The sequence below is a fragment of the Pseudomonas alcaligenes genome, from assembly GCF_041729615.1.
GTDB classification, from domain to species: Bacteria; Pseudomonadota; Gammaproteobacteria; order Pseudomonadales; family Pseudomonadaceae; genus Aquipseudomonas; species Aquipseudomonas alcaligenes_B.
The window spans coordinates 3,919,477-3,946,154 of record NZ_CP154874.1; the positions used below are offsets into that span (position 1 = coordinate 3,919,477).

Consider the following 26,678-nt stretch of genomic DNA (forward strand, 5'->3'; position numbering starts at 1 on the left):
CCGTCATGACCAGTGAAGCCGCCAGCCTCCGCGAGCCGCTCAACGCCATCGAGGTGCGCATCCTCGGCTGTCTGATCGAGAAGCAGGCCACCACCCCGGAAACCTACCCGCTGACCGTCAACTCCCTGGTGCTGGCCTGCAACCAGAAGACCAGCCGCGAGCCGCTGATGAACCTCACCGAGGGCCAGGTCGGCCAGGCCCTGCGCGCCCTGGAGGGGCGCGGCCTGACGCGCCTGGTGATGGGCGGGCGCGCCGACCGCTGGGAGCACCGGGTGGACAAGGCCCTGGAGCTGGTCAAGCCGCAGCAGGCGCTGCTCGGTCTGCTGTTCCTGCGTGGCCCGCAGACCCTCAGCGAGCTGCTGACCCGCAGCAACCGCCTGTTCCAGTTCGACGACGTGGCCGAGGTGCAGCACCAGCTGGAGCGCCTGGCCGCGCGCGAGCTGGCCTGCCTGCTGCCACGCCAGAGCGGCCAGCGCGAGGACCGCTACATGCACCTGCTCGGCGAGCAGGCCGACCTGGACGCCCTGCTGGCCGCGCGCCAGGCCGAGGCTCCGGCGCAGCGCGGCGGCGACGACAGCCGCATCGCCGAGCTGGAGGCCCGCGTGGCCGCCCTGGAGGAGCGCCTGGCGCGCCTGGAAGGCTGATCACGCCGGGCTGGCCCGGCTTCAGGATTCGTTAAGACTCGCTGCCGATACTCCCCTCCACGAACCCGCCCGTGGAGGGAGTCCGATGAGTCAATCCGAATGGAACAACGCTTTCCCGCTGCACTTCGGCAGCGATCCGCAGGGCCAGTCGCGCATCAACCTGGCGACCCCTGCCAACGCCCAGCGCGACCTCTTCGAGGCCTTCGTCCGTGAGCGCTTCAACGCGGCGCACGGGGCCCGCATCAGCCATTTCATGCCCGAGCTGTTCGGCCTGCACACGGCGCAGGATGAGCTGACCGCGGTCTGTGGCACGCGCCTGGCGCAGCAGGAGGCGCTGTTTCTCGAACAGTACCTGCAGCAGCCGGTGGAGCAGGTGATCGCCCGCCTGGCCGAGCGCCCGGTGGAGCGCCGGGAAATCGTCGAGGTCGGCAACCTGGCCGCCAGCAGCCCCGGCAACGCGCGCCTGATCATCATCGCCATGACCTGCCTGCTGGCCCGCCGTGGCCTGCAATGGGTGGTGTTCACCGGCGCCGCCGGCCTGATCAACAGTTTCCGTCGCCTCGGCCTGGCGCCGCTGCGCCTGTGCGAGGCCGATCCGCAGCGCCTGGGCGAGCAGCGCCACGCCTGGGGCCAGTACTACGAGCAGCGTCCGCAGGTGTTCGCCGGCAATATCCAGCTCGGCTACCGCCAGCTGTGCGAGCAGGGCGTGCTGCAGCGTCTGGGGTTTCTCCTGCCCTGTGCGGAGGCGCCCCATGCAGCCTGAACTGCAACGCCTGAAAGACAGCCTGCGTGACCACGCCGAGCGCCAACCCGGGCGCCTGGCGCTGTGGGGCGATGAGCAACGGGTGGATTACGCCGAACTGTGGGAAGAGGTGCAGCGGCGCGAGCAACTGCTGCGCCAGCAGGGCTGCGCGGTGTTCGCCCTGGCCCTGGAGAACGGCCCCGAGGTCCTGCTCTGGGACCTGGCCGGGCTGTTCGCCGGTAGCGCCTGCGTGATCCTGCCGCCGTTCTTCAGCCCGGCCCAGCGTGCCCACTGCCTGCGCCAGAGCGGCGCCAGCCTGGTGCTCGGCGAAGCGGCGATGGACGAGGAACTGCGCGCCTGTGGCTTTCACGCCGATGGCCATTTCTGGCGTCTGAACGAGCCGGGCGCGGCCGTCCAGCTGCCGCCGGGCACGGCGAAGATCACCTACACCTCCGGCACCACCGGCACGCCCAAGGGCGTGTGCCTGAGCGCCGCGGCCATGCTGCAGGTCGCCGGCGAGCTGGAGGCGGCCAGCCGCGATACGGCGCCGCAGCAGTATCTGGCGGTACTGCCGCTGGCCGTGCTGCTGGAGAACCTCGGCTGCTACGCGGCGCTGCTGGCCGGCGCTACCCTGAGCCTGCCGTCGCAGCGCCAGCTGGGCATCCAGGGCGCCAGCGGGGTGGACTGGCCGCGCCTGCTCGGCATGCTGGTGGCGCGCGGGGCGCAGAGCCTGATCCTGGTGCCGCAGCTGCTGCTCGGCCTGGTCAGCGCCATCGAACGTGGTGCCATGCCGCACGGCGGCCTGCGCTTCGTCGCCGTCGGCGGCGCGCGGGTGGCGGACGAGCTGCTGGCCCGTGCCGCCCGCCTGGGCCTGCCGGTGTATCAGGGCTACGGCCTGTCCGAATGCGCCTCGGTGGTCTGCCTCAATCGACCCGGTGCCAACCGCCCCGGCAGTGTCGGTCGGCCGCTGCCGCATGTGCGCGTGCGCCTGGCCGAGGACGGCGAAGTGCTGGTGGCCGGCCCGGTGCTGCTTGGCTATCTGGGCGAGCCGCCGTTCGCCGGCGAGTGGTGGCCCACCGGCGACCTCGGCGAGTTCGATGCCGACGGCTACCTGTACCTGCGCGGGCGCAAGAAGCACCAGTTCGTCACCAGCTTCGGGCGCAACGTCAATCCCGAGTGGGTCGAGGCCGAGCTGACCCAGAACGGCGTGCTGGCCCAGGCCTTCGTGCATGGCGAAGGCCTGCCGGAAAACCTGGCGCTGCTCTGGCCACTCGACCCGTACAGCAGCGACGCCGCCATCGAGGCCGCCGTGCAGCAGGCCAACGCCGGCCTGCCGGACTATGCCCGGGTCGGCCGCTGGCGCCGCCTGGAACAACCCTTCACTCCGGCCAATGGTCTGCTCACGGCCAATGGTCGCCCCCGGCGCGACGCCATCCTGGCGCGCTACCGCGAGCTTTTTCACGAACCACAACCCGTATGAGGTCCACCATGAATTTCTTCGACGAACTGCAAGCCGCCACCCAGACCGAGCGCGAGGCCCTGTTCGGCGTGCCGGTGATCCGCGAGGCCATCGCCGGCCAGGTCAGCCTGGAGGGCTACATCGCCTTCCTGACCCAGGCCTACTACCACGTGCGCCACACCGTGCCGCTGATGATGGCCTGCGGCGCGCGCCTGCCGGCCGGCATGGAGTGGCTGCGCAAGGCGGTATGCGAATACATCGACGAGGAGTACGGCCACGAGCAGTGGATCCTCGACGACATCCGCGCCTGTGGCGGCGATGCCGAGGCGGTGCGCAACGGCCAGCCGAGCCAGGCCATCGAGCTGATGGTCAGCTACCTGTACGACTGCATCGCTCGCGGCAATCCGGTGGGGCTGTTCGGCATGGTCAACGTGCTGGAGGGCACCAGCATCGCCCTGGCGACCCAGGCCGCCGGCACCATCCAGAACCGTCTGGGCCTGCCCAAGGAGGCCTTCAGCTACCTGTTCTCCCACGGCGCGCTGGATATCGGCCACATGCAGCACTACCGCAACCTGATGAACCAGCTGCAGCGCGAGGAGGACAAGGCCGCGGTGATCCACGTCAGCAAGGTGGTCTACCGCCTCTATGCCGACATGTTCCGCGGCCTGCCGCGGGCGGTGCCGGAGGTGCAGCATGCGACTGCCTGAGTGCCGCGCGCTGCTCACCGGCGCCAGCGGCGGCATCGGCCTGGCGCTGGCCGAGCGGCTTTGCGCCGGCGGTGCCCAGGTGCTCGCCGTGTCCCGCCAGGGCGGCGCGCTGGACGACCTGGCGCGGCGCTACCCGCAGCAGCTGCGGCGCATCGAGGCTGACCTGAGCCAGGCGGCCGGGCGCCAGGCGGTGGTGGAGGCCGCGCGCGGCCTGGGCGGGCTGAACCTGCTGATCAACGCGGCCGGGGTCAACCGTTTCGCCATGCTCGAGCAGCTGGGCGATCAGGAGATCGCCGAGATGCTCGGCCTCAACCTGGTCGCCAGCGTGCAGCTGACCCGCGCCCTGCTGCCGCTGCTGCGCCAGCAGCGCCAGGCCCTGCTGGTCAATGTCGGCTCGATCTACGGCTCCATCGGCTATGCCGGCTACGCCACCTACTGCGCCAGCAAGTTCGCCCTGCGCGGCTTCTCCGAGGCGCTGCGCCGCGAGCTGGCGGACACCGGCGTCGGCGTGCTCTACGTGGCGCCGCGCGCCACCCGCACACCTATGAACAGCAGCCAGGCGGTGGCGCTGAACAGCGCGCTGAAAGTCGCCATGGACCCGCCGCAGAACGTCGCCGCCGCGGTGATCGCCGCCATCGAGGCGGACCGCAGCGAGCTCTATCTGGGCTGGCCGGAGCGCTTCTTCGTGCGCCTCAACGGCCTGTTCCCCGGCCTGGTCGACCGCGCGCTGCGCAAGCAGCTACCGCTGATCCAGAAATTCACCCACAAGGAGATGCCCCGATGAACAAGTTGCTCACCTTGCTGCTCGCCTGCGCCCTGAGCCTGCCGGCCTGGGCCCTGGACGAGGCCGGCAGCCAGCGCCTGCGCGAAGTACAGACGCGCTGGGCGCAGATCCAGTACGAGTTGCCCGAGGCCGAGCGGGCCAAGGCCTTCGAGCGCCTGGCCGCCACCAGCGAGGACTTCACCCGCGAGCAGCCGCAGGCCGCCGAGGCCTGGATCTGGCGCGGCATCGTCACCAGCAGCTGGGCCGGTGCCGAAGGCGGGCTGGGTGCCCTGGGCAAGGCCAAGCAGGCACGGGCTTTCCTGGAGCAGGGCCTGGCCCTCGATCCCCAGGCCCTGCAGGGTTCGGCCTACACTAGCCTGGGCACCCTGTACGATCGGGTGCCGGGCTGGCCGATCGGCTTCGGCGACGAGGACAAGGCGCAGGAGCTGCTGCAGCAGGCCCTGCGCATCAACCCCAGAGGCATCGACCCACTGTATTTCTGGGGCGACCACCTGTACCGTCAGGGCCGGTACGCGCAGGCCCGGGAGGCGCTGCAGCAGGCCCTGCAGGCACCGCCACGCGCGGGCCGCGAGCTGGCCGACCGGGGCCGGCGCGGCGAGATCGAGAAGCTGCTGCAGGCGGTGAACCAGGAACTGGACTGAGGGGGCTACATGCGGCTGTTGCTGGTCGAGGACGACAGGGCGCTGGGCGAGGGCGTGCGCCTGGGGCTACGCCAGGAAGGCTACACGGTGGACTGGCTGGAGGATGGCGCCAGCGCCGTGCACGCGCTGCTCAGCGAGGAGTTCGACCTGCTGGTGCTCGACCTCGGCCTGCCGCGCCTGGATGGCCTCCAGGTGCTGCGCCAGCTGCGGGCCAGCGGTTCGGCCCTGCCGGTGCTGATCCTCACCGCGCGCGATGCCACCGGCGACCGCATCGCCGGCCTGGATGCCGGCGCCGACGACTATCTGGTCAAGCCCTTCGACCTCGACGAACTCAAGGCCCGCCTGCGCGCGCTGCTGCGCCGCAGCGCCGGGCGCGCCCAGGTGCGCATCGAGCATGCCGGGGTGTGCCTCGACCCGGCCTCGCAGCAGGTCACCTACCAGGGCCGTGCCGTGCCGATGACGCCCAAGGAGTACCTGCTGCTGCACGAACTGCTGTCGCAGCCGGGCAAGGTACTGACCCGCGAGCGCCTGGCCCAGTCGCTGTATGGCTGGGACGAGGAGGCCGAGAGCAATACCTTGGAGGTGCATATCCACCACCTGCGCAAGAAGCTGTTCAGCGGCCTGATCCGCACCGTGCGCGGCGTCGGCTACCTGGTTGAGGAGCAGTCGTGATCTCCATCCGCCGCCGCACCCTGGCCCTGGTGCTGAGCCTGATGCTGCTCGGCGCCCTGGCCGTGACCCTGTTCAACTACTTCGACAGCACCCACGAGGTCGAGGAAATCTACGACGCCCAGCTGGCCCATACCGCGCGCCTGCTGCAGGGGGTGATGCGCACGCCGGTGCAGGACGGCGAGCGCGCCGGCCTCTATGCCGCCTTCAACGCGGCCCTGGCCCAGGCCGGTCAGCGCAAGCCGGGGCACCCTTACGAGAGCAAGCTGGCCTTCCAGGCCTGGAACGACGCCGGCGAGGTCCTGGTGCGCAGCGCCAGCGCGCCGCAGCTGGCCGGGCCGCCGCTGACGCCGGGCTTCGCCGACCTGCTCGTCGAGCGCCACCAGTGGCGCGGCTTCACCCTGCGCGACGACGAGCTGGGCCTGCTGATCTGGACCGGCGAGCGCGACGACGTGCGCCGCGAACTGGTGACCAGCATCGTCCGCCATACCCTGTATCCGACCCTGGTCGGCAGCCTGATCCTCGCTGCCCTGCTGTGGTGGGCCATCGGCTGGGGCCTGGCGCCGCTGCGCAACATGGCGGCGGTGATCCGCGCGCGGCACGCCGACTCGCTGCAACCGTTGCAGCTGGAGCCGTTGCCCAGCGAGCTGGCGCCGATGCAGGCCGCGCTCAACCGCCTGCTGGCGCAGATCGATCAGGTACTGGAGCGCGAGCGGCGCTTCATCGCCGACGCCGCCCACGAACTGCGCACCCCTCTGGCGGTGCTGCGCGTGCACGTGCAGAACGCCCTGCAGGCGGGCGACGAGGAGACGCGCCGACAGGCGCTGGGCTTCCTGGTCGGCGGCATCGACCGTGCCACCCGCGTGGTCAACCAGCTGCTGACCCTGGCCCGGGTCGAGCCGGCGCTGCCGGCGGACAGCCTGGAGCCGCTCGACCTGCGGGCGCTGGCCCGCGAAACCCTGGCCGAGCTGACCCCCTGGGTGCTCAAGCAGGGTCTGGAGCTGGACCTGGAGGCGGGCGAGGGCGACTTCCGCGTGCGCGGCGACGCCGGCAGCCTGGGCATCGCCCTGCAGAACCTGGTGACCAACGCGGTGAACTTCTCGCCGGCCGGCGGCCGGGTGCGCGTGCTCCTGCAGGGCGATGCACAGCGCGTGCTGCTTCGGGTCGAGGACCAGGGCCCGGGGATTGCCGCCGAGGACCTGCCGCACGTCTTCTCGCGCTTCTTCAGCCGCGGCGGTCATCAGGGCGCCGGCCTCGGCCTGGCCATCGTACAGACCATCGCCAGCCGCCATGGCGGTGATATCCAGCTGGCCAACCGCGACGGCGGCGGGCTGCAGGCCACCCTGGCGCTGCCCAGGCTCGGCTGAAGTATCATGCCGGCCTGGATTTCGAATGGATGAGCGCCATGAGCGATACCCCCAACCTGCTGCAGGAACTGCAGCGCGCCGACATGCTGCTGATCGACGGCCTGCATGCCTGGCAGTTCGACCTGCACGAGCAGGCCAGTGGCGAGCAGCTGCAGCTGCGCGTCGAGTGCATGGACGGGCGTACCCGCCGCGTGTGGGATTTCAGCGCGGCGGAGGTGGCCGCGGCCGTGGCCGGCGAGGTGCCGGACAGCTGGCGCATCGCGACTGCCTCCGGCAGCCACGAGCTGATCTGTCTGGGTGCGATCAGCGCCGACAACGACGATGACGACGAGCCGGAGGAGGCCGGGCAGCCGTGATCCGCTGCAAGCGCGTCTACCTGCCGGTCGAGGCCGAGGATGGCGCGCGCGTGCTGGTCGACCGTCTTTGGCCGCGCGGCTGCCGCAAGGAGAGCCTGGCGCTGGACGCCTGGCTCAAGGAGGTGGCGCCCTCGGAGGCCCTGCGCAAGGGCTTCTGCCACGATCCGGCGCTGTTCGACGAGTTCCGCCTGCTCTACCGCGCTGAGCTGGCGGCCCATCCCGAGCGCTGGCAGGGCCTGCTGGAGCGGGCGGGCAAGGGCGACTTGACCCTGCTGTTCGCCGCCCGCGACGAGCGGCACAACAACGCGCGGGTGCTGGTCGAGTTCCTCGAAGAGGAGCTGGAACGGCGCGGGCCGCCCAGCTCGCCGGTGTGCTACGCGGATCAGTAGTTGCCGGAATCGTTGCACACCAGCTCGTCGTTCCCGGCGACGGCATAGCAGATCATCTTCTCGTCCTTGTAGGGCAGCACCAGGCTGTAGCCCGGCTTGCCGTTGACCAGCAGCTGTTGGGCCTTGGTGTCCCAGTCGATGCGCACCTTGTTGCCGCTGTCCCAGTCCCAGTGGGTGAAGAAGTACTGGTCGGTGGCCGCGCAGGTGGTCACCGCGCAGGCGCCCTGGCTCTGCAATTCGCCTTTCTTGTAGTAGTAACAGGTGCCGCGGCCCTCGCCGCAGCCGGCATGGGCGGTGCCGGCGAGCAGCGAGAGCAGCAGGGCGAGTCGGAACTTGTGCATGGGAAAGATCCTTTTCCGGGGTTTCATGGGGTGAGTCGTTGCGCACTCCAGGCGCCGTCGGGCTGGCCGCGCAGGATCAGCAGCTGTTCGCCAGGGCCCTCGGTGGCGCCGACCAGCTGCCCGCGCGCATCCCAGAACGCGCTGCGCCCGGCCGCCGCATAACCACCCGAGGGGCCGCCATGGTTGGCCATCAGTACGCCGAAGCCATGCCGGGCCGCATGCCCCTGCAGGGTGGCGCTGTCGGTGGCATAGCCCTGCTTCGAGATCAGCACGCCGGCCAGGTACAGCGAGGCACCGGTCGCCGCCGCTGCGGCGGCATGTTCGGCATGGCCGGTGTCGGCGCAGATGGCCAGGGCGCAGCGCTCGGCCCCGAGGGCAAAGCTGCAGCTCGCGGCGTCGCCGGCGCTGGCCCAGCGTTCCTCGCCGGGGTGCAGATGGCGCTTGTGGTAGGTGGCATGGCTGCCATCGGGGAACAGCACGATGGCGCCGATATGCGGACGCTCGCTGCCGCTGGCCAGCGGCGCGCCGAGAATCAGGATCATCTTTTTCTGCTGCGCCAGTTCGCGCAGCGGAGCCAGGGCCGGGCCTGCCGGGTCGACCACGCAGCTGGCGACCCGTTCGGGCTCGTAGCCGCTCAGCGACAGCTCGGGAAACAGCAGCAGCTGGGCACCGGCCGTGGCTGCCGCCTGGACGAAGGCGCAGTGGCGTTCGATGTTGGCGGCCAGGTCGCCGGGAATGGACAAGCTCTGGGCGGCGGCTAGGCAGAGACTGGGCATGGGCAGGGCTCTTGAACGAGTGCTTAGGGTTAACCAATCCGCAGGCAAAAGAAAGCCGCCTCGCGGGCGGCTTGCTTTGCAGCGCTGCTGTCAGGCCTTGTCGCGGGCCAGGCAGGCGGCGGCGGTGAACAGCACGTCGGTGGAGGAGTTCAGCGCGGTCTCGGCGCTGTCCTGCAGGATGCCGATGATGAAGCCGATGGCCACCACCTGCATGGCCACCTCGGCGGGGATACCGAACAGGCTGCAGGCCAGCGGGATCAGCAGCAGCGAGCCGCCGGCCACGCCGGAGGCACCGCAGGCGCACACCGCCGAGACCACGCAGAGCAGGATGGCGGTCGGCATGTCCACGGCGATGCCCAGGGTATTGGCGGCGGCCAGGGTCAGCACGCTGATGGTGATGGCGGCACCGGCCATGTTGATGGTGGCGCCCAGCGGGATGGACACCGAGTAGGTGTCCTCGTGCAGGCCCAGGCGCTCGGCCAGCTGCAGGTTGACCGGCACGTTGGCCGCCGAACTGCGGGTGAAGAAGGCGGTGATGCCACTCTCGCGCAGGCACGTGAACACCAGCGGGTAGGGATTGCGGCGGATCTGGCTGAACACGATCAGCGGGTTGACCACCAGGGCGACGAACAGCATGCAGCCGATCAGCACGGCGAGCAGCTGGGCATAGCCGGCCAGGGCCTTGAGGCCTGCGTCGGCGAAGGTGGTGGCGACCAGGCCGAACACGCCGAGCGGGGCGCAGCGGATCACCACGCGGACGATCAGGGTCACGCCGTGGGACAGGTCGGCGAAGATCGCGCGGGTGGTCTCGCTGCCGTGGCGGATGGCGATGCCCAGGCCAATGGCCCAGGCCAGGATGCCGACGAAGTTGCCCTTGAGCAGGGCGTTGACCGGGTTGTCCACCACGTTCAGCGCCAGGGTCTTGAGCACTTCGGCGATGCCGCCGGGCGGCGTGGTGCCGGTGGCCGCATCATGCAGCACCAGGGTCGAGGGCCACAGGCTGCTGGCGATAACCGCGACGATGGCGGCAGCCAGGGTACCGATCAGGTACAGCATCAGGATCGGGCGGATATGGGTGGGCTGGCCCGGCTTGTGGTTGGCGATGGCCGAGGCCACCAGGATGAACACCAGCACCGGCGCCACGGCCTTCAGGGCGGAGATGAACAGGGTGCCGAGGAAGCCGACTTCTTCGGTGGCCTGCGGCAGGAGCAGGGCCAGCAGGATGCCGGCGACCAGGCCGATGGCGATCTGCAGGACCAGGCTGGTGCGGTTGAGCAGCTGTACGAGGGGGCGAAGGAGCATGGGTGGAGGTTCCTGTGATTCGACGGGCTCGCCGATGGGCGAGATCCCGTTGGGCGGCAGGCCGGGTTGGCGGCTGCCGGTTTTCGTGGGCCGGTCGGGTCGCGACAGGCGCAGGAGAAAAACAAGGCGGCGATTCTAATGGCTCGTGGCGGTGGCTGTCCGCCTTCCGTCAGCTGGGCAAATGAAAACGGCCCGCGAGGGGCCGTTTTCATTCGAGCCACGAACATCAGCCGCCGAGGTAGGCGTCGCGTACCTTGGGGTCGACCAGCAGGTCGGCGCCGGTGCCCTGCATGACGATGCGCCCGTTTTCCAGCACATAGGCGCGATCGGCCAGCTTGAGCGCCTGGTTGGCGTTCTGCTCGACCAGGAACACGGTTACGCCATCCTTGCGCAGCTGTTCGATGATGTCGAAGATCTGCTGGATGATGATCGGCGCCAGGCCCAGGGACGGTTCGTCGAGCAGCAGCAGCTTGGGCTTGCTCATCAGCGCGCGGCCGATGGCGAGCATCTGCTGTTCGCCGCCGGACATGGTGCCGGCGCGCTGCTCGAAGCGCTCCTTGAGGCGCGGGAACAGGTGCAGGACCTTGTCCAGCTGCTCCTGGTTGTCCGCCTTGCTGCCGAAGAAGCCGCCCATGGCCAGGTTTTCCTCGACGGTCAGGCGGGCGAACACGCGACGGCCTTCCGGCACCACGGCGATGCTCTTGCGCATGATGTCGCAGGATTCCTGGCCGACCAGTTCCTCTCCCATGTAGCGGATGCTGCCGCTGGACGCGCGCGGGTTGCCGCACAGGGTCATCAGCAGGGTCGACTTGCCGGCGCCGTTGGCGCCGATCAGGGTGACGATTTCACCTTTCTCGACTTCGATGCTGACGTCGTGCAGGGCCTGGATCTTGCCGTAGAAGGTGGAGACGTTGTTGAAACTCAGCATGCTTACGCCTCCCCCAGATAGGCTTTGATCACGTCCGGATTGTTGCGGATCTGCTCCGGTGTGCCGTCCGCCAGGGGGGTGCCCTGGTTGATCACGTAGATGTGGTCGGAAATGCTCATGACCAGGTGCATGTCGTGTTCGATCAACAGCACGGTGACGTCATGGTCGTCGCGCAGCATGCCGATCAGCGCCTTGAGGTCCTCGGTTTCCTTGGGGTTGAGGCCGGCCGCCGGCTCATCGAGCATGAGGATGCGCGGGCGCGTCATCATGCAGCGGGCGATCTCCAGGCGGCGCTGCTGGCCGTAGGCCAGGGTGCCTGCCGGGCGGTTGGCCACGTCGGTGAGGTTGACCTCTTCCAGCCAGTGCGCCGCATACTCCATGGCCGCCTTCTCGCTGCGGCGGAAGCTCGGGGTCTTGAGCAGGCCGGCGAGGAAGTTGGTGTTGAGGTGGCGGTGCTGGGCCACCAGCAGGTTCTCCACCGCGGTCATTTCCTTGAACAGGCGAACGTTCTGGAATGTGCGCACCACGCCCTTGTGGGCGATCTTGTGGCCCGGCAGGTGCTGGATCGGCTCGTCGTCGAGCAGGATCACGCCGCCGGTGGGCTGGTAGAAGCCGGTCAGGCAGTTGAACACGGTGGTCTTGCCGGCGCCGTTCGGGCCGATCATCGACACCACCTGCTTGGGTTGCACGGTTAGGGCGACATTGTTGACGGCCAGCAGGCCGCCGAAGCGCATGGTCAGCCCGCTGACTTCGAGAATCGGGCGGCTCATGGTTTCAACTCCAGGTGCGGGCGTTGCATGGGCAGCAGGCCCTGCGGACGCCAGATCATCATCAGCACCATCAGGGCGCCGAACATCAGCATGCGGTACTCGTTGAACTCGCGGGCGAGTTCCGGCAGCAGGATCATCACCACGGCGGCGAGGATGATGCCGAGCTGCGAGCCCATGCCACCCAGTACGACGATGGCGAGGATGATCGCCGACTCGATGAAGGTGAAGGACTCGGGGGTGACCAGACCCTGGCGGGCGGCGAAGAAGCTACCGGCGAAACCAGCGAAGGTGGCACCCAGGGTGAAGGCGGACAGCTTGATCACGGTGGGGTTCATGCCCAGCGCGCGGCAGGCGATCTCGTCTTCGCGCAGCGCTTCCCAGGCGCGGCCGATCGGCATGCGCAGCAGGCGGTTGATCACGAACAGGGTCAGCAGCACCAGCAGCAGGGCGATCAGGTAGAGGAAGATCACCTTGTTGATCGAGTTGTAGGCGACGCCGAAGAACTCGTGGAAGGTCTGCATGCCCTCGGCGGCACGGCGCTCGAACGACAGGCCGAACAGGGTCGGCTTCTCGATGTTGCTGATGCCGTTGGGGCCGCCGGTGACCTCGGTCATGTTGCGCAGCAGGATGCGGATGATCTCGCCGAAGCCAAGGGTGACGATGGCCAGGTAGTCGCCGCGCAGGCGCAGCACCGGGAAGCCGAGGATGAAGCCGAAGAAGGCGGCCATCAGGCCGGCGATCGGCAGGCATTCCCAGAAGCCCAGGCCGTAGTAGTGCGACAGCAGCGCATAGCTGTAGGCGCCCACGGCATAGAAGCCGACGTAACCCAGGTCGAGCAGGCCGGCCAGGCCGACCACGATGTTCAGGCCGAGGCCGAGCATCACGTAGATCAGGATCAGGGTGGCGATGTCCACGGCGCCGCGGCTGCCGAAGAACGGCCAGGCCAGGGCGACCACGATCAGGCCGAGGATGATCCAGCGCTGGGTGGAGGGTAGGGTGAGGAAGTTGCTCGTACTGGCCGGCACCTTCGGCATGCTGGGTACGCTGGCCCAGGCGCTGCCGATGCGGTCACGGAACAGTTGCCAGAAGAACATGGCCACGGCCGCCGCGGCGATGGTCCAGAGCACGGCCGGGCTGGCGCCGTGCACTTCCAGCTTGATGCCGACGGTGGTCAGCTTCAGGCCGAGCACCGGATAGGCCACGGCCAGCACCAGCAGGGCGCTGAAGAAGGCGGTCTTGAGGTTCTTGGTCATCATACTTTCTCGACCTCCGGACGGCCGAGGATGCCGGTCGGACGGAACAGCAGCACCAGCACTAGCAGGCTGAAGGCCACCACGTCCTTGTACTGGTCACCGAAGATGTCGGCACCGAAGGCCTCGGCCACGCCCAGCACCAGGCCGCCGAGCATGGCGCCCGGGATGCTGCCGATGCCACCGAGCACGGCGGCGGTGAACGCCTTGATGCCGGCGAGGAAGCCGATGTGCGGGTTGATCACGCCGTACTGCATGCCCAGCAGCACCGCGGCCACGGCGGCCAGGGTGGCACCGATGACGAAGGTCAGGGCGATGATGTTGTTGGTGTTGATGCCCAGCAGGTTGGCCATCTTGATGTCCTCGGCACAGGCGCGGCAGGCGCGACCGAGGCGGGACTTGGAGATGAACATGGTCAGGCCGTACATCACCAGGAAGGTGACGACGAAGATCAGGATCTGCATGTAGGAGATCACCACGCCATTCATGGTGCTCTCGCCGAACACGATGTTGCCGGGGATCAGGTTGGGAATGGCCTTGTCTTTCGAATCCTGCGCGAGGAGCACTTCGTTCTGCAGGAAGATCGACATACCGATGGCCGAGATCAACGGGATCAGGCGGTTGCTGCCGCGTAGCGGCCGGTAGGCCACCCGTTCGATGCTGTAGCCGTAGGCGCTGGCGACTATGATGCTGGCGGCGAAGGCGCCGATGATCAGCAGGGGGAGGCTGTCCAGCCCCATCATGGTCAGCCCGGCGATGACGATGAAGGCCACGTACGAGCCAATCATGTACACCTCGCCGTGGGCGAAGTTGATCATGCCGATGATGCCGTAGACCATGGTGTAGCCGATGGCGATCAGGGCATAGGTGCTGCCAACGGTCAGACCGTTAACCAGCTGTTGCAGGTAGTGATAGAGCTCAGGCATTACCTAACTCCTCGGCGCGGTCCGTAAAGCGGCGCTTGTGACGCGACGGATGGCCGGAAAACTCGATAAAACAAAGCCCACTGCTCGCGCAGTGGGCTTTGGGTTCAGGCGGGAAGCTTACTTGGCTTCGGTTTTGGTACCGTCCTGGTGCCACTCGTAGACCACGAAGCTGAAGTCCTTCAGGTCACCCTTCTCGTCGAAGGCCAGGGTGCCGGTCGGGGTCTCGAAGCTGTTGGCGCGCAGCGCGGCAGCGACCTTGTCGGTGTCGGTGCTGCCGGCCTTCTTCATGCCTTCGGCCATGACCTGCACGGCGGCGTAGGCCGGGAACACGAACGGGCCGCTCGGGTCCTGGTTCTTGGCCTTGAAGGCCTCGACCAGTGCCTGGTTCTTCGGATCCTGGTCGAAGGACTTCGGCAGGGTCACCAGCAGGCCTTCGGAGGCCGGACCGGCGATGGCGGAGATTTCCTTGTTACCCACGCCTTCCGGACCCATGAACTTGGCTTTCAGGCCTTTCTCGGCGGCCTGGCGCAGCAGCAGGCCCAGCTCCGGGTGGTAGCCGCCGTAGTAGACGAAGTCGACGTTGGCCTGCTTGAGCTTGGAGATCAGCGAGGAGAAGTCCTTGTCGCCGGCGTTGATGCCTTCGAACACGGCAACCTTGGTGCCTTTGCCTTCCAAGGTCTGCTTGACCGCGGTGGCGATGCCTTCACCGTACTGCTGCTTGTCGTGCACGACGGCAACGGTCTGCGGCTTGACGTGGTCGGCAATGAAGTTGCCGGCGGTCGGGCCTTGCAGGCTGTCCAGGCCGATGGTGCGGAACACCAGCTGGTAGCCGCGGGCGGTGATGTCCGGGCTGGTGGAGGCCGCGGTGATCATCAGGATGCCTTCGTCTTCGTAGATGTCGGACGCCGGCTGAGTGGAGCTGGAGCACAGGTGGCCAACGACGTATTTCACTTCGTCGTTGACGATCTTGTTGGCCACGGCCACGGCCTGCTTCGGATCGCAGGCGTCGTCGTACTTGACGCCTTCGAGCATCGCGCCGTTCACCCCGCCGGCCTTGTTGATCTGCTCGATGGCCATTTCGGCACCGATGAACTGCATTTCGCCGTACTGGGCAACGGCACCGGTCACCGGACCGGCCAGAGCGATCTTGATGGTGTCAGCGGCCATCGAATAGCTGGCGGCGCCAGCCAGGGCCATGGCGGCGAACAGCTTGGTCACTTGCTTGGTAGCCTGTTTCATAGTGCTCCACTCTTATTTGTGTTGTTCGTTCTTGTAATCCATGCGGCCAAAGCTGCAGGACCGGCTAAAACTCCCCCGGCCACACGCCCGGCAACTGTACCGGCACAGTGTAGAACCCTGTTTTGCGGCTTGAAAAGCACACAGTTGGAGGCATGCGGGGGCGGTGTCGCTTAATTGAAATAAACGTACAGAATAACGGCGCGTTTTTTTGTGACTGGAAGGTCCTTCTGCCGGTGTGAGGTTAAGGGCTCGACTTGCCAGTCGTAGGGCGGGCGCTATCATGGCGCCCGCTGACCCATTCGGGTGATTTCTACACAGGGCAAGTCATGACAGATCAAGCAAGCACCCTTTATGCCAAGCTTCTTGGCGAAACGGCCAAGATTGCCTGGCAGGAGCTGCAGCCCTTCTTCGCCCGCGGCCAGTTGCTGTGGGTTAGTCCCGCGCTGGATCTGGTCGAGGTCGCGCAGGCCGTGGCCGAGGATCAGGGTGACAAGGTCGCCGCCTGGCTGCAGGCGGGGCAGGTGGCCAAGGTCGATGAACCCCAGGCGCAGGATTACCTGGAGCGGGACCCGGAGCTATGGGCCGTGGTGGTGGCGCCCTGGGTGCTGATCCAGGAGCGTGGTGCTGGTGCAGCGTTGCACTGATCGAGGTCATTTGCGCGCGGCAATGCTGGTCTAGAATGAGCTTTCCGACCAGCAAGGAGAGCCGCCATGTTCGAACCGGGGCATTTGCATAGGGCCAGCCTGCCAGGCCAGATCGATTACGCCGTGGACCTCTTCTATGAGGTGCGCCACGATCCCCAAGAGGGGCAGATGGTCCACTTCCGCATGGAGGGGCAGATACTCGGCCGGGCGTTCAAGGACGAGTTCTCCCTGCATCGCGACACCGCCTTCAACTTTGCCAGCGTGGCCAGCCGGGTCGCCGCCAAGCACGGTCTGCCGACCAATCACTCGTTGATCATGCGTGGCCACGACGAGTTCGATCGGATGTTCGTGGACATTCGCAACAAGCTGGGTGCCAAGCCGGGTGAGGCGGTGAACTTCGATCATCTGGAAAAAGATGGGCTCTGACCCAGGCATCGCAACAGAACAAGCCCCGCATCTGCGGGGCTTGTTCTGTTGTGGGGGAATGCCGGGTCGGTAACACCGTGTGGAAACAAGGGGGCCCCGGTTTTCACCCGGGATTTTGGATTTGGCTCCGCGATCTGGACTCGACGGCGCCAGCCGAACGCGCTTCAGCGCGGCCCCGAAGGGGTGAGGCCCTTGGGCCGAATAACCGGGGACGCAGCCCCTGGTGAGAGTCCGGCAGGCAATAAAAAAGCCCCAGGCTTTCACCTGAGGCTTTTGAATTTGGCTCCGCGACCTGGACTCGACGGTGCTAGCCGAACGCGCTTCAGCGCGGCCCCGGAGGGGTGAGGCCGCAGGCCGAATAACCGGGGACATAGTCCCTGGTGAGAGTCCGGCAGGCAATAAAAAAGCCCCAGGTTTTCACCTGGGGCTTTTGAATTTGGCTCCGCGACCTGGACTCGACGGCGCTAGCCGAACGCGCTTCAGCGCGGCCCCGAAGGGGTGAGGCCGCAGGCCGAATAACCGGGGACATAGTCCCTGGTGAGAGTCCGGCAGGCAATAAAAAAGCCCCAGGTTTTCACCTAGGGCTTTTGAATTTGGCTCCGCGACCTGGACTCGAACCAGGGACCCAATGATTAACAGTCATTTGCTCTACCGACTGAGCTATCGCGGAACAGCGGTGCGTATCCTACTGATTAAAAAGGGGAAGTCAACACCTGGAGGGCGACTTCCCCGATTTGTCTCAGAGCACCTGGACGATGGCGCGGGTCACCGCATCCAGATTGTTGCGGTTCAGCGCGGCGACGCAGATGCGACCGGTGCCGACGGCGTAGATGCCGAACTCGGTCTTCAGGCGCTCGACCTGCTCGGCGGTCAGGCCGGAGTAGGAGAACATGCCGCGCTGGCGGGCAACGAAGCTGAAGTCGCGCTTGGCGCCGAGGGCGGCCAGTTGCTCGACCATGGCCAGGCGCATGTCGCGGATGCGCTGGCGCATCTCGCCCAGTTCCTGCTCCCACAGCGCGCGCAGCTCGGGGCTGTTGAGCACGCTGGCGACTACGGTGGCACCGTGGGTCGGCGGGTTGGAGTAGTTGGTGCGAATCACGCGCTTGGCCTGCGACAGCACGCGGCCGGCTTCGTCCTTGCTGGCGGTGACGATGGACAGCGCGCCGACGCGCTCGCCATACAGCGAGAAGGACTTGGAGAACGAGCTGGAGACGAAGAAGGGCAGGCCGGATTCGGCGAACAGGCGCACGGCGAAGGCGTCCTGGTCGATACCCTCGCCGAAGCCCTGGTAGGCGATGTCGAGGAAGGGCACGTGCTCGCGCTCGCGCAGCACTTCCAGCACGGCTTTCCAGTCGTCCAGGTTCAGGTCGACGCCGGTCGGGTTGTGGCAGCAGGCATGCAGCACGACGATGGAGTGGGCCGGCAGGTTCTGCAGGTCTTCCAGCAGGCCGGTGCGGTTCACGCCGTTGGTCGCGGCGTCGTAGTAGCGGTAGTTCTGCACCGGGAAGCCGGCGGACTCGAACAGCGCGCGGTGGTTTTCCCAGCTCGGGTCGCTGATGGCGACCACGGCGTTCGGCAGCAGGCGCTTGAGGAAGTCGGCGCCGGTCTTCAGTGCGCCGGTACCGCCGACGGCCTGGGTGGTGACCACGCGGCCTTCGGCCAGCAGGGCGGAGTCGGCGCCGAACAGCAGCTTCTGCACGGCGCTGTCGTAGGCGGCGATGCCTTCGATCGGCAAGTAGCCGCGCGGCGCATGGGCCTCGATGCGCGCCTTCTCGGCCTCGGCCACGGCGCGCAGCAGCGGAATTCGCCCCTCCTCGGTGAAGTAAACGCCCACGCCCAGGTTGACCTTGTTCGGACGGGGGTCGGCGTTGAAGGCTTCATTCAGGCCCAGGATCGGGTCGCGCGGCGCCATTTCGACGGCGGAGAACAGACTCATGATTGCGGCGGTCTCGGAGAGGAGAAGGTTGGGATGCGGCAACGCCCGCTAGGGGGTTGCATAAAGGGGCCGCTATTATAGCCACCCCGGTTGTGCGCGGCGACAGCGCCAGCGCGCAATTCCAAGCTTTGACGCTCGCCGCGGCGGCGCGTCACAGAGGATTGATCATGTCGCAGTTTCAGCTCGTCACCCGCTTCAAGCCTGCCGGCGATCAGCCCGAGGCGATCCGCCAGATGGTCGAGGGCCTGGAGGCCGGCCTGTCGCACCAGACCCTGCTGGGCGTGACCGGCTCGGGCAAGACCTTCAGCATCGCCAACGTGATCGCCCAGGTGCAGCGGCCGACCCTGGTGCTGGCGCCAAACAAGACCCTGGCGGCGCAGCTGTACGGCGAGTTCAAGAGCTTCTTCCCGAACAACTCGGTGGAGTATTTCGTCTCTTATTACGACTACTACCAGCCGGAGGCCTATGTACCGGCCTCGGACACCTTCATCGAGAAGGACGCCTCGATCAACGACCACATCGAGCAGATGCGCCTGTCGGCGACCAAGGCGCTGATCGAACGGCCGGACGCCATCGTCGTCGCCACCGTCTCCTCCATCTACGGCCTGGGCAGCCCGGAGGAGTATCTGAAGATGGTGCTGCACATCGACCGCGGCGACAAAATGGACCAGCGCGCGCTGCTGCGCCGCCTGGCCGAGCTGCAGTACACCCGCAACGACATGGACTTCGCCCGCGCCACCTTCCGTGTGCGTGGCGACGTGATCGACATCTTCCCGGCCGAATCGGACCTGGAGGCGATCCGTGTCGAGCTGTTCGACGACGAGGTGGAGAGCCTGGCGGCCTTCGATCCGCTGACCGGCGAAGTGATCCAGAAGCTGCCGCGCTTCACCTTCTACCCCAAGAGCCACTACGTGACCCCGCGCGAGACGCTGCTGGAGGCGGTGGAGCACATCAAGGTCGAGCTCAAGGAGCGCCTGGACTATCTGCGCGCCAACAACAAGCTGGTGGAGGCGCAGCGCCTGGAACAGCGCACCCGTTTCGACCTGGAGATGATTCTCGAGCTGGGCTACTGCAACGGCATCGAGAACTACTCGCGCTATCTCTCCGGTCGCGCGCCGGGCGAGCCGCCGCCCACTCTCTATGACTACCTGCCGGCCGAGTCGCTGCTGGTGATCGACGAATCCCACGTCACCGTTCCGCAGATCGGTGCCATGTACAAGGGCGACCGCTCGCGCAAGGAAACTCTGGTCGAGTACGGTTTCCGCCTGCCGTCGGCGCTGGACAACCGGCCGATGCGCTTCGAGGAATGGGAGGCTGCCAGCCCGCAGACCATCTTCGTCTCCGCCACGCCTGGCCCCTACGAGGCCGAGCACGCCGGGCGGGTGATCGAACAGGTGGTGCGCCCCACCGGCCTGGTCGACCCCGAGATCGAGGTGCGCCCGGCGCGTACCCAGGTCGACGACCTGCTGTCGGAAATCCGCAAGCGCGTGGCGGTCGAGGAGCGGGTGCTGGTCACCACCCTGACCAAGCGCATGGCCGAGGACCTCACCGACTACCTGGCCGACCACGACGTCAAGGTGCGCTACCTGCACTCGGACATCGACACGGTGGAGCGGGTGGAGATCATCCGCGACCTGCGTACCGGCGCCTTCGACGTGCTGGTGGGCATTAACCTGCTACGCGAAGGCCTGGACATGCCCGAGGTGTCGCTGGTGGCCATCCTCGATGCGGACAAGGAAGGCTTCCTGCGCAGCGAGCGCTCGCTGATCCAGACCATCGGCCGCGCCGCGCGCAACCTCAACGGTAAGGCCATCCTCTATGCCGACAACATGACCGGCTCGATGGAGCGCGCCATCGGCGAGACCGAGCGGCGGCGCAACAAGCAGCTGGCCTTCAACGAGGCCAACGGTATCGTGCCCAAGGGGGTCAAGAAGGATATCCGCGACATCCTCGAAGGCGCCGTGGTGCCGGGGGCGCGCAGCAACAAGCGCAAGGCCGCGGCCAAGGCAGCCGAGGAGAGCGCCCGTTATGAAGCCGAGCTGCGCTCGCCGAGCGAGATCAGCAAGCGCATCCGCCAGCTGGAAGAGAAGATGTACCAGTTGGCCCGCGACCTGGAATTCGAGGCCGCTGCACAGCTGCGCGACGAGATCCAGAAGCTGCGTGACCGCCTGCTGCAGGTCTGAGCTCCTGTAGCCCGGATGCAATCCGGGAAGCGTCCTCGGATTGCATCCGGGCTACAGGGAAGGCGTAGCGTAGCGGTCGAGGCTCGCGGGTTTTACCCGCCCTACGGGGGCTTAGCGCCGTCCGAAGATGATCATCGACACCCCGACCAGCACCGCCGCGCAGGCCATGCCGGCGGACAGGCTCAGGCGTTCGTCAAGGATCAGGTAGCCGAGCAGCAGCGCCACCACCGGGTTGACGAAGGCGAAGGTCGACACCAGGCTCGGCTTCACTTCGCGCAGCAGCCAGAAATAGGCCGGGTACACGCCGAGGCTGACCGGCAGCACCAGGTAGATCAGCCACAGCCAGCCCTGCATGGACAGCGCGCCGAGCTGCACGGCCTGCCAGTCGCCATGCCAGAGTCCCAGGCCGCCCAGCACCAGTGCGCCGATCAGCATCTGCAGGCCCAGCCCGGTGGCCGGCGAGGCAAAGGGCGCGCGCTGGCGCAGCCACCAGGCGCCGACGGCCCAGAGCAGGGTGGCCAGCAGCACCAGGGCGCCGGACAGCCACTGCATGGGGCCGGCCGCTGCGCTCAGGCCGCCGCCCATCAGCAGCACTATGCCGGCGCTGGCGATGGCCAGTCCAAGCACCACCCAGAGTGGCGGGCGGTCCTGCAGCAGCCACTCCAGCAGCACGCTCCACAGCGGCAGCGAGGCATAGAGGATGGCCAGCATGCCGGTCGGCAGGTGCTGGTTGGCATAGATCAGCGCGCCCTGGCCGACTGCGATCAGCAGCAGGCCACCGATCAGCGCACCGCCCCAGTCGCTGACTTGCACCCGCAGCGCGCCACGCGCCGCCACCCAGAGCAGCGCCAACAGCCCCGCCAGGCAGAAGCGCAGGGTGCCGATGACGAAGGGCGGCAGCTCGCGCAGGAGGAAGTGGTTGGCCAGGTAGGTGGTGCCCCAGCCGATATAGATGACGAGAAAGGCGCCGATCAGCAGGAACGAGCGGTAACGCGAGGCAGGCATGGTGCAACCAGAAGCAGGGTGGCGGGCTCAGTGCGCCGCGCCACCGGTGGCGCCGGCGGGCAGCCTGCGGGTCAGCAGCACGGCGAGCATGCTGATGGCCAGGGCCAGGCCGACGAAATGGAAGGCGTCATTGTAGGCCATGATGCTGGCCTGCTGGTGGGTGATCTCGCTGAGCTTGCCCAGCGCCGCCTGCGGGCTGCCGAGCTGCTTGGTGAGCAGGGCCAGGCGCTCGTCGACCTGCGGGTTGCCCGGTACCAGGGCCTCGCGCAGGTAGTCGAAGTAGGTCTTGGCGCGGCTGTCGAGCAGGGTGGCGAGCAGGGCTATGCCGATGGCGCCACCGAGGTTGCGCAGGATGTTGAACAGGCTCGACGCGGAGCCGGCGTCCTGTGCCTGGATGTAGGCGGTGGCGATCAGCGAGATGGTCACCATGATCAGCGGCTGGCCGAGGGCGCGGATGATCTGGATATGGTTGAACTGCTCGCCGGCGAAGTCCGGGTTGAGTGTGCCGGAGAAGAAGCTGGAGGCGCCGAACAGGGCGAAGCCGGCGGCGCACAGCCACTTCGGCGAGATCACCTTCATCAGCTTGGGCACCAGCGGGATGATGAACAGCTGCGGTAGGCCCATCCACATGATCACCTCGCCGATCTGCAGGGCGTTGTAGCCCTGGATCTGCGCCAGGTACAGCGGCAGCAGGTAGATCGAGCCGTACAGTCCCAGACCCATGCCCAGGCTGGCGATGCTGGTGAGGCCGAAGTTGCGCTCGCGCAGGATGCGCAGGTTGATCAGCGGGTTGTCGCGCGACAGCTGCAGGATGACGAACAGCACCAGGCTGACCAGAGCCACGCTGCCCAGGCCGACGATCAGCTGCGACTCCAGCCAGTCCTTGCGATGGCCCTCCTCGAGGAATACCTGCAGGCAGCCCAGTCCGAGGCCCAGGGTGACGATGCCGGCGTAGTCGGTGCTCTTCAGCAGCTGCCAGTCCGGCGCCTTCTTCTCCAGGCCATACATCAGGCCGGCGATCATCAGCAGGCCGGGCGGCACATTGATATAGAAGATGTATTCCCAGCCCCAGTTCTCGGTGAGCCAACCGCCCAGGGTGGGGCCGATGGAGGGCGCGAAGGTGGCGGTGATGGCAAACAGCGCCATGCCCTTGGCCCGGTGGTGCTCGGGCAGCTTGATCAGGGTCAGGGTGAAGGCCAGGGGAATCAGCGCGCCGCCGGTGAAGCCCTGCAGGGCACGGAAGACGATCATGCTTTCCAGGTTCCAGGCCAGCGAGCAGAGCAGCGAGGAGGCGAGGAAGCCCAGCGACACCCATACCGCCAGGCGTCGCGCCGAGAGCAGCTGCACCAGCCAGGCGGTGAGCGGGATCATGATGATCTCGGCCACCAGATAGGAGGTGGAGATCCACGAACCTTCCTCCAGGGTGGCCGACAGCGCGCCCTGGATGTCCTTGAGCGAGGAGTTGGTGATCTGGATGTCCAGCACCGCCATGAAGGCGCCGAGCATGGCGCTCATCACCGCGATCCAGTCGCGCCGGCTCGGCTCGCCGACCGGGCGGATCAGCGCATCAGCCGCCATGACGGGCGTCGCTGGCGATATCCACGCTCACTTCCACGGACATGCCGGGGCGGATCTTGCCGGCCAGCGGGTTGTCGGCGGCGAAGGTCAGCTTGACCGGGATGCGCTGCACCACCTTGGTGAAGTTGCCGGTGGCGTTGTCCGGTGGCAGCAGGCTGAACTGCGCGCCGGAGGCGGCGAACAGGCTGTCGATGCGGCCCTCGATGGGCGTGTCCGGGTAGGCGTCGAAGACCAGCGCGGCGCTCTGGCCGACCTGCATGCGGCCGATCTGGGTTTCCTTGAAATTGGCCTGCACCCAGATGGCGTCGCTCGGCACGATCGACAGCAGATAGGCGCCGGCTTGCACCACCTGGCCGGTGCGGGCGGAGCGTTGGCCGATGGTGCCGCTGATCGGCGCGCGGATCTCGGTGCGCGCCAGGTTCAGCTCGGCCTGGGCGATCTCCGCGCGGGCGTTGGCGATCTGCGCTTCGAGGCGCTTGACCTCGGCCTGCAGGGCATCCACCTGCTGGCGCTGGGCGGCCAGGTCGGCCTCGGCCTTGGACAGCTGCGAGCGGGCCACGCGGCTGTCGGCGGACAGGGTGGTGACCCTTTCTTCGGAGACGTAGCCCGGCTTGCGCAGGGTCTGGGCGCGGGACAGGTCGATCTGGGTGCGTGCGAGCGTGGCCTGCCCGGCGGCGACATCGGCCTGGCTGGCGGCGATCAGGCTGGCCTGCTGGTCCAGGCGGCTCTGCGCCTGCGCCAGCTCCGCCTCGCGGGTGGCCAGGGCGGCGCGGGCGCGCTCCAGGGCCAGCTGGAAGTCGGCGGCCTCCAGGGTCAGCAGCAGCTGGCCTTTCTCCACCTGCTGGTTGTCGGCCACCAGCACCTGCTCGATGCGCGCGCCCAGCTGGCTGGAGACGCGGGTGATCTCGCCCTGTACGTAGGCGTTGTCGGTGCTTTCGTGGAAGCGTCCGACCAGCAGCCAGTGGCCGAACAGGCCGGCGGCGATCAGGGCGAGGAGGGCGACGAAGACGGACAGACGGCGTTGCAACTGGGCGGGCATGGCGAACTCGAACGACTGGCAGAGTGTAAGCAAATTTAACAGTGTTGCTGTTAAGTAAGTAGCCGGTAGAATTCGCAAACTTTGTTGCTTATGGGGAACAATAATGGGGCTGGATGATGCCTTGATCTTCACCCGCGTGGTGGAGTGCCACAGCTTCACCCAGGCCGCGCAGAGCCTGGGCATGCAGAAATCCACGGTGAGCCGGCGCATCGCCCTGCTGGAGGAGCGCCTCGGTGTGCGCCTGCTCAACCGCACCACGCGCAAGCTGCGCCTGACCGAGGTGGGGCAGGCCTACTACGAGCGCTGCCGGCAGATCATGCTCGACTTCGCCGAGGCCGAGCAGGCGGTGATGCAGCTGCAGCAGGCGCCTTCCGGCCTGCTGCGGATCAGCGCGCCCATCGAGTTCGGCCAGCTGTTCCTCGGTCGGGTGCTGGGCGAGTTCATGCGCCAGTACCCGCAGATCAGCGCCGAGGTGGAGCTGACCTCGCGCGATGTCGATCCGCTGGAGGAGGGCGTCGACATTGCCATCCAGGTCGGCCAGCCGCGCGACTCCACGCTGATCGCGCGCAAGCTGTTCGAAAGTCGCCGGCGCCTGTGCGCCAGCCCCGCCTACCTGGCACAGCACGGCACGCCGCGCACCGTTCAGGAGCTGGCCGGGCACCGCGCCATCCACCTGCCGGTGGATTCCCCGCGGCATTGGCCGTTGCTCGGCGAAAGCATCGCCTGCCAGCGCGTGCTGGCCTGCAACAACATCACCCTGGCCCGTGAGGCGGCGCTGGCCGGAGCCGGCATCGCCGCGCTGCCGGTGATGATCTCCGAGGTGGCGGTGCAGGAGGGGCAGCTGGTGGAGCTGCTGCCCGAAGCGCGCCTGCCCACTGGCGAGCTGTATGCGGTGTACCCGTCGCGGCGCTTCCAGGCGATGAAGGTCAAGGCCTTCCTCGACTTCCTCATGGCCAGCCTGCCGCAGGCCGGCCTGCTGGAGCCGGCGGGCGCCGGCCTGCTAACATCGCACCTTTGAACCACTCCTTCGTTTCCGAGACTTGTCATGACCAAAGTCCGCACCCGCATTGCGCCGTCGCCGACCGGTGACCCGCACGTCGGCACTGCCTATATCGCCCTGTTCAACCTGTGCTTCGCCCGCCAGCATGGCGGCGAGTTCATCCTGCGCATCGAGGACACCGACCAGCTGCGTTCGACCCGTGAGTCCGAGCAGCAGATCTTCGATGCCCTGCGCTGGCTGGGCATCGAGTGGAACGAAGGTCCGGATGTCGGTGGCCCGCACGGCCCGTACCGGCAGAGCGAGCGCGGCGCGATCTACAAGAAGTACTCGGACGAGCTGGTCGCCAAGGGCCACGCGTTCCCCTGCTTCTGCTCCGCCGAGCGCCTGGACCAGGTGCGCGCCGAGCAGATGGCGAAGAAGGAAACCCCGCGCTACGACGGCCACTGCATGCACATCGCCCCGGAACAGGCGCAGCAGCGCATCGCCGCCGGCGAGTCGCACGTGGTGCGCATGAAGGTGCCGAGCGAAGGCGTCTGCGTGGTGCCGGACATGCTGCGTGGCGACGTGGAGATCCCGTGGGATCGCATGGACATGCAGGTGCTGATGAAGGCCGACGGCCTGCCCACCTACTTCCTGGCCAACGTGGTCGACGACCACCTGATGGAGATCACCCACGTCCTGCGCGGCGAGGAGTGGCTGCCATCGGCGCCCAAGCTGATCAAGCTGTACGAGTACTTCGGCTGGGAACAGCCCAAGCTCTGCTACATGCCGCTGCTGCGCAATCCGGACAAGTCCAAGCTGTCCAAGCGCAAGAACCCCACCTGCATCACCTTCTACGAGCGCATGGGCTTCATGCCCGAGGCGCTGCTCAACTACCTGGGGCGCATGGGCTGGTCGATGCCGGACGAGCGCGAGAAGTTCTCCCTGGCCGAGATGATCGAGCACTTCGACCTGTCGCGCGTCTCGCTCGGCGGGCCGATCTTCGATATCGAGAAGCTGTCCTGGCTCAATGGCCAGTGGCTGCGCGAGCTGCCGGTGGAGGAGTTCGCCCGGCGCGTGCAGCAGTGGGCGTTCAATCCGCAGTACCTGATGCAGATCGCCCCGCACGTGCAGCAGCGCGTCGAGACCTTCAGCGACATCGCGCCGCTGTCCAGCTTCTTCTTCAGCGGCGGCGTGCAGCTGGATGCCAAGCTGCTGGAGCACAAGAAGCTGACCCCGGACCAAGTGCGCCAGGCCCTGCAGCTGGTGCTCTGGGAGCTGGAGGCGCTGCGCCAGTGGGACAAGGAGAAGATCACCGGCTGCATCCAGTTCGTCTGCGAGGGCCTCGGCCTCAAGCTGCGCGATCTGATGCCGCTGATCTTCCCGGCCATCACCGGCAAGGCCAGCTCGGTCTCGGTGCTGGATGCCATGGAAATCCTCGGCGCCGACCTGTCGCGCTTCCGCCTGCGCCAGGCCGTCGAGCTGCTCGGCGGCGTGAGCAATGGCGAGACCAAGGAGTGGAAGAAGCTGCTGGAGGGCTTTCGCGGCTGAGGAGGTTAGGGGTAAGTGATTGTTCTGCCTTCAGAATTTTTTCAGGT

The 26,678-nt window shown here is 67.2% G+C and carries 27 protein-coding genes and 1 tRNA gene; 15 read left to right on the forward strand and 13 right to left on the reverse strand.

All coding sequences use genetic code 11. From position 1 onward, the window contains the following. Positions 1-5 precede the first annotated feature (5 nt). From AAG092_RS19000 to AAG092_RS19045, 10 genes are all read left to right on the forward strand, one after another. Positions 6-644: a YceH family protein gene (locus AAG092_RS19000; RefSeq protein ID WP_373387898.1), complete on the forward strand. Its 639-nt coding sequence runs from the start codon at positions 6-8 to the stop codon at positions 642-644. Between the two features lie 85 nt (positions 645-729). Then, on the forward strand, positions 730-1,407 hold the full coding sequence (locus AAG092_RS19005) for a thermostable hemolysin (protein WP_373387899.1): 678 nt from the start codon (positions 730-732) through the stop codon (positions 1,405-1,407). Further along, the gene (locus tag AAG092_RS19010; RefSeq protein ID WP_373387900.1) at positions 1,397-2,866 is read left to right on the forward strand and encodes an AMP-binding protein; all 1,470 of its coding nucleotides are present in this window, start codon (positions 1,397-1,399) and stop codon (positions 2,864-2,866) included. Before AAG092_RS19005 ends, AAG092_RS19010 begins: the two co-directional genes overlap by 11 nt. Before the next feature lie 8 nt (positions 2,867-2,874). Continuing rightward, positions 2,875-3,552 carry a TenA family transcriptional regulator gene (locus tag AAG092_RS19015; protein WP_373387901.1) on the forward strand — a complete coding sequence of 226 codons (678 nt, stop codon included), beginning with the start codon at positions 2,875-2,877 and terminating at the stop codon, positions 3,550-3,552. Further along, a complete protein-coding gene (locus tag AAG092_RS19020) occupies positions 3,539-4,336 on the forward strand; it encodes an SDR family oxidoreductase (protein WP_373387902.1) in 798 nt (265 codons plus the stop codon). Before AAG092_RS19015 ends, AAG092_RS19020 begins: the two co-directional genes overlap by 14 nt. Continuing rightward, positions 4,333-4,977, forward strand: a complete 645-nt coding sequence (locus AAG092_RS19025; protein WP_373387903.1) for a tetratricopeptide repeat protein — start codon at positions 4,333-4,335, stop codon at positions 4,975-4,977. The genes AAG092_RS19020 and AAG092_RS19025 overlap by 4 nt, the downstream gene beginning before the upstream one ends. 9 nt (positions 4,978-4,986) lie before the next feature. Beyond that, positions 4,987-5,649, forward strand: coding sequence for a response regulator (locus tag AAG092_RS19030; RefSeq protein ID WP_110682106.1), 663 nt, complete (start codon positions 4,987-4,989; stop codon positions 5,647-5,649). 41 nt (positions 5,650-5,690) lie between these two features. After that, the gene (locus AAG092_RS19035) at positions 5,691-7,013 is read left to right on the forward strand and encodes an ATP-binding protein (RefSeq protein ID WP_373389623.1); all 1,323 of its coding nucleotides are present in this window, start codon (positions 5,691-5,693) and stop codon (positions 7,011-7,013) included. Positions 7,014-7,051: 38 nt separating this feature from the next. Next, a complete protein-coding gene (locus tag AAG092_RS19040) occupies positions 7,052-7,369 on the forward strand; it encodes a DUF5629 family protein (RefSeq protein ID WP_373387904.1) in 318 nt (105 codons plus the stop codon). Continuing rightward, complete coding sequence (locus AAG092_RS19045; protein ID WP_373387905.1) at positions 7,366-7,758, forward strand: DUF488 domain-containing protein; 393 nt, start codon at positions 7,366-7,368, stop codon at positions 7,756-7,758. The genes AAG092_RS19040 and AAG092_RS19045 overlap by 4 nt, the downstream gene beginning before the upstream one ends. Here the strand turns inward: AAG092_RS19045 and AAG092_RS19050 are convergent. The 8 genes from AAG092_RS19050 to AAG092_RS19085 form a co-directional block, all read right to left on the reverse strand. Then, a complete protein-coding gene (locus AAG092_RS19050; protein ID WP_373387906.1) occupies positions 7,752-8,099 on the reverse strand; it encodes a hypothetical protein in 348 nt (115 codons plus the stop codon). The genes AAG092_RS19045 and AAG092_RS19050 overlap by 7 nt on opposite strands. Positions 8,100-8,122: 23 nt before the next feature. Beyond that, positions 8,123-8,875, reverse strand: a complete 753-nt coding sequence (locus tag AAG092_RS19055) for a carbon-nitrogen hydrolase family protein (protein ID WP_373387907.1) — start codon at positions 8,873-8,875, stop codon at positions 8,123-8,125. Between the two features lie 90 nt (positions 8,876-8,965). Next, positions 8,966-10,177 carry a serine/threonine transporter SstT gene (gene sstT, locus AAG092_RS19060; RefSeq protein WP_373387908.1) on the reverse strand — a complete coding sequence of 404 codons (1,212 nt, stop codon included), beginning with the start codon at positions 10,175-10,177 and terminating at the stop codon, positions 8,966-8,968. Positions 10,178-10,403: 226 nt separating this feature from the next. Further along, positions 10,404-11,105, reverse strand: a complete 702-nt coding sequence (locus AAG092_RS19065; protein ID WP_110682099.1) for an ABC transporter ATP-binding protein — start codon at positions 11,103-11,105, stop codon at positions 10,404-10,406. A 2-nt stretch (positions 11,106-11,107) separates the two neighbouring features. Next, a complete protein-coding gene (gene livG / locus AAG092_RS19070; protein ID WP_110682098.1) occupies positions 11,108-11,875 on the reverse strand; it encodes a high-affinity branched-chain amino acid ABC transporter ATP-binding protein LivG in 768 nt (255 codons plus the stop codon). Beyond that, positions 11,872-13,128 carry a high-affinity branched-chain amino acid ABC transporter permease LivM gene (locus AAG092_RS19075; RefSeq protein ID WP_110682097.1) on the reverse strand — a complete coding sequence of 419 codons (1,257 nt, stop codon included), beginning with the start codon at positions 13,126-13,128 and terminating at the stop codon, positions 11,872-11,874. Before AAG092_RS19075 ends, livG begins: the two co-directional genes overlap by 4 nt. Beyond that, a complete protein-coding gene (gene livH, locus AAG092_RS19080) occupies positions 13,128-14,051 on the reverse strand; it encodes a high-affinity branched-chain amino acid ABC transporter permease LivH (protein WP_110682096.1) in 924 nt (307 codons plus the stop codon). The genes AAG092_RS19075 and livH overlap by 1 nt, the downstream gene beginning before the upstream one ends. Positions 14,052-14,168: 117 nt before the next feature. After that, the gene (locus AAG092_RS19085) at positions 14,169-15,290 is read right to left on the reverse strand and encodes a branched-chain amino acid ABC transporter substrate-binding protein (RefSeq protein ID WP_110682095.1); all 1,122 of its coding nucleotides are present in this window, start codon (positions 15,288-15,290) and stop codon (positions 14,169-14,171) included. Between the two features lie 326 nt (positions 15,291-15,616). On the opposite strand from AAG092_RS19085, the gene AAG092_RS19090 reads away from it, so the two are divergent. Beyond that, positions 15,617-15,934, forward strand: a complete 318-nt coding sequence (locus tag AAG092_RS19090) for a DUF2288 domain-containing protein (protein ID WP_110682094.1) — start codon at positions 15,617-15,619, stop codon at positions 15,932-15,934. Between the two features lie 66 nt (positions 15,935-16,000). Continuing rightward, on the forward strand, positions 16,001-16,360 hold the full coding sequence (locus tag AAG092_RS19095; RefSeq protein WP_110682093.1) for a DUF5064 family protein: 360 nt from the start codon (positions 16,001-16,003) through the stop codon (positions 16,358-16,360). Between the two features lie 594 nt (positions 16,361-16,954). On the opposite strand, the gene AAG092_RS19100 is transcribed toward AAG092_RS19095, so the two are convergent. Together AAG092_RS19100 and AAG092_RS19105 are read right to left on the reverse strand one after the other, a co-directional pair. Further along, a tRNA-Asn gene (locus AAG092_RS19100) sits at positions 16,955-17,030 on the reverse strand. A 69-nt stretch (positions 17,031-17,099) separates the two neighbouring features. Continuing rightward, positions 17,100-18,296, reverse strand: coding sequence for an amino acid aminotransferase (locus tag AAG092_RS19105; RefSeq protein WP_373387909.1), 1,197 nt, complete (start codon positions 18,294-18,296; stop codon positions 17,100-17,102). Positions 18,297-18,463: 167 nt separating this feature from the next. Between AAG092_RS19105 and uvrB the strand changes: the two genes are divergently transcribed. Next, positions 18,464-20,479 (forward strand): excinuclease ABC subunit UvrB, encoded by a 2,016-nt coding sequence (uvrB, locus tag AAG092_RS19110; RefSeq protein ID WP_373387910.1) that lies wholly within the window; start codon positions 18,464-18,466, stop codon positions 20,477-20,479. Positions 20,480-20,590: 111 nt separating this feature from the next. Here the strand turns inward: uvrB and AAG092_RS19115 are convergent, their stop codons facing one another. Genes AAG092_RS19115 through AAG092_RS19125 form a run of 3 tightly spaced genes read right to left on the reverse strand, consistent with a single transcriptional unit; the run spans position 20,591 to position 24,101 of the window. Further along, positions 20,591-21,484 carry an EamA family transporter gene (locus tag AAG092_RS19115; RefSeq protein WP_373387911.1) on the reverse strand — a complete coding sequence of 298 codons (894 nt, stop codon included), beginning with the start codon at positions 21,482-21,484 and terminating at the stop codon, positions 20,591-20,593. A 27-nt stretch (positions 21,485-21,511) separates the two neighbouring features. After that, positions 21,512-23,002, reverse strand: coding sequence for an MDR family MFS transporter (locus AAG092_RS19120; protein WP_373389624.1), 1,491 nt, complete (start codon positions 23,000-23,002; stop codon positions 21,512-21,514). A 49-nt stretch (positions 23,003-23,051) separates the two neighbouring features. After that, positions 23,052-24,101: an HlyD family secretion protein gene (locus AAG092_RS19125; RefSeq protein ID WP_373387912.1), complete on the reverse strand. Its 1,050-nt coding sequence runs from the start codon at positions 24,099-24,101 to the stop codon at positions 23,052-23,054. 103 nt (positions 24,102-24,204) lie between these two features. Here AAG092_RS19125 and AAG092_RS19130 point away from each other — a divergent pair, with 103 nt between their 5' ends. Both AAG092_RS19130 and gltX read left to right on the forward strand, forming a co-directional pair. Next, positions 24,205-25,119: a LysR family transcriptional regulator gene (locus AAG092_RS19130; RefSeq protein ID WP_373387913.1), complete on the forward strand. Its 915-nt coding sequence runs from the start codon at positions 24,205-24,207 to the stop codon at positions 25,117-25,119. 27 nt (positions 25,120-25,146) lie between these two features. Continuing rightward, positions 25,147-26,631 (forward strand): glutamate--tRNA ligase, encoded by a 1,485-nt coding sequence (gene gltX, locus AAG092_RS19135; protein WP_373387914.1) that lies wholly within the window; start codon positions 25,147-25,149, stop codon positions 26,629-26,631. Positions 26,632-26,678 lie beyond the last annotated feature (47 nt).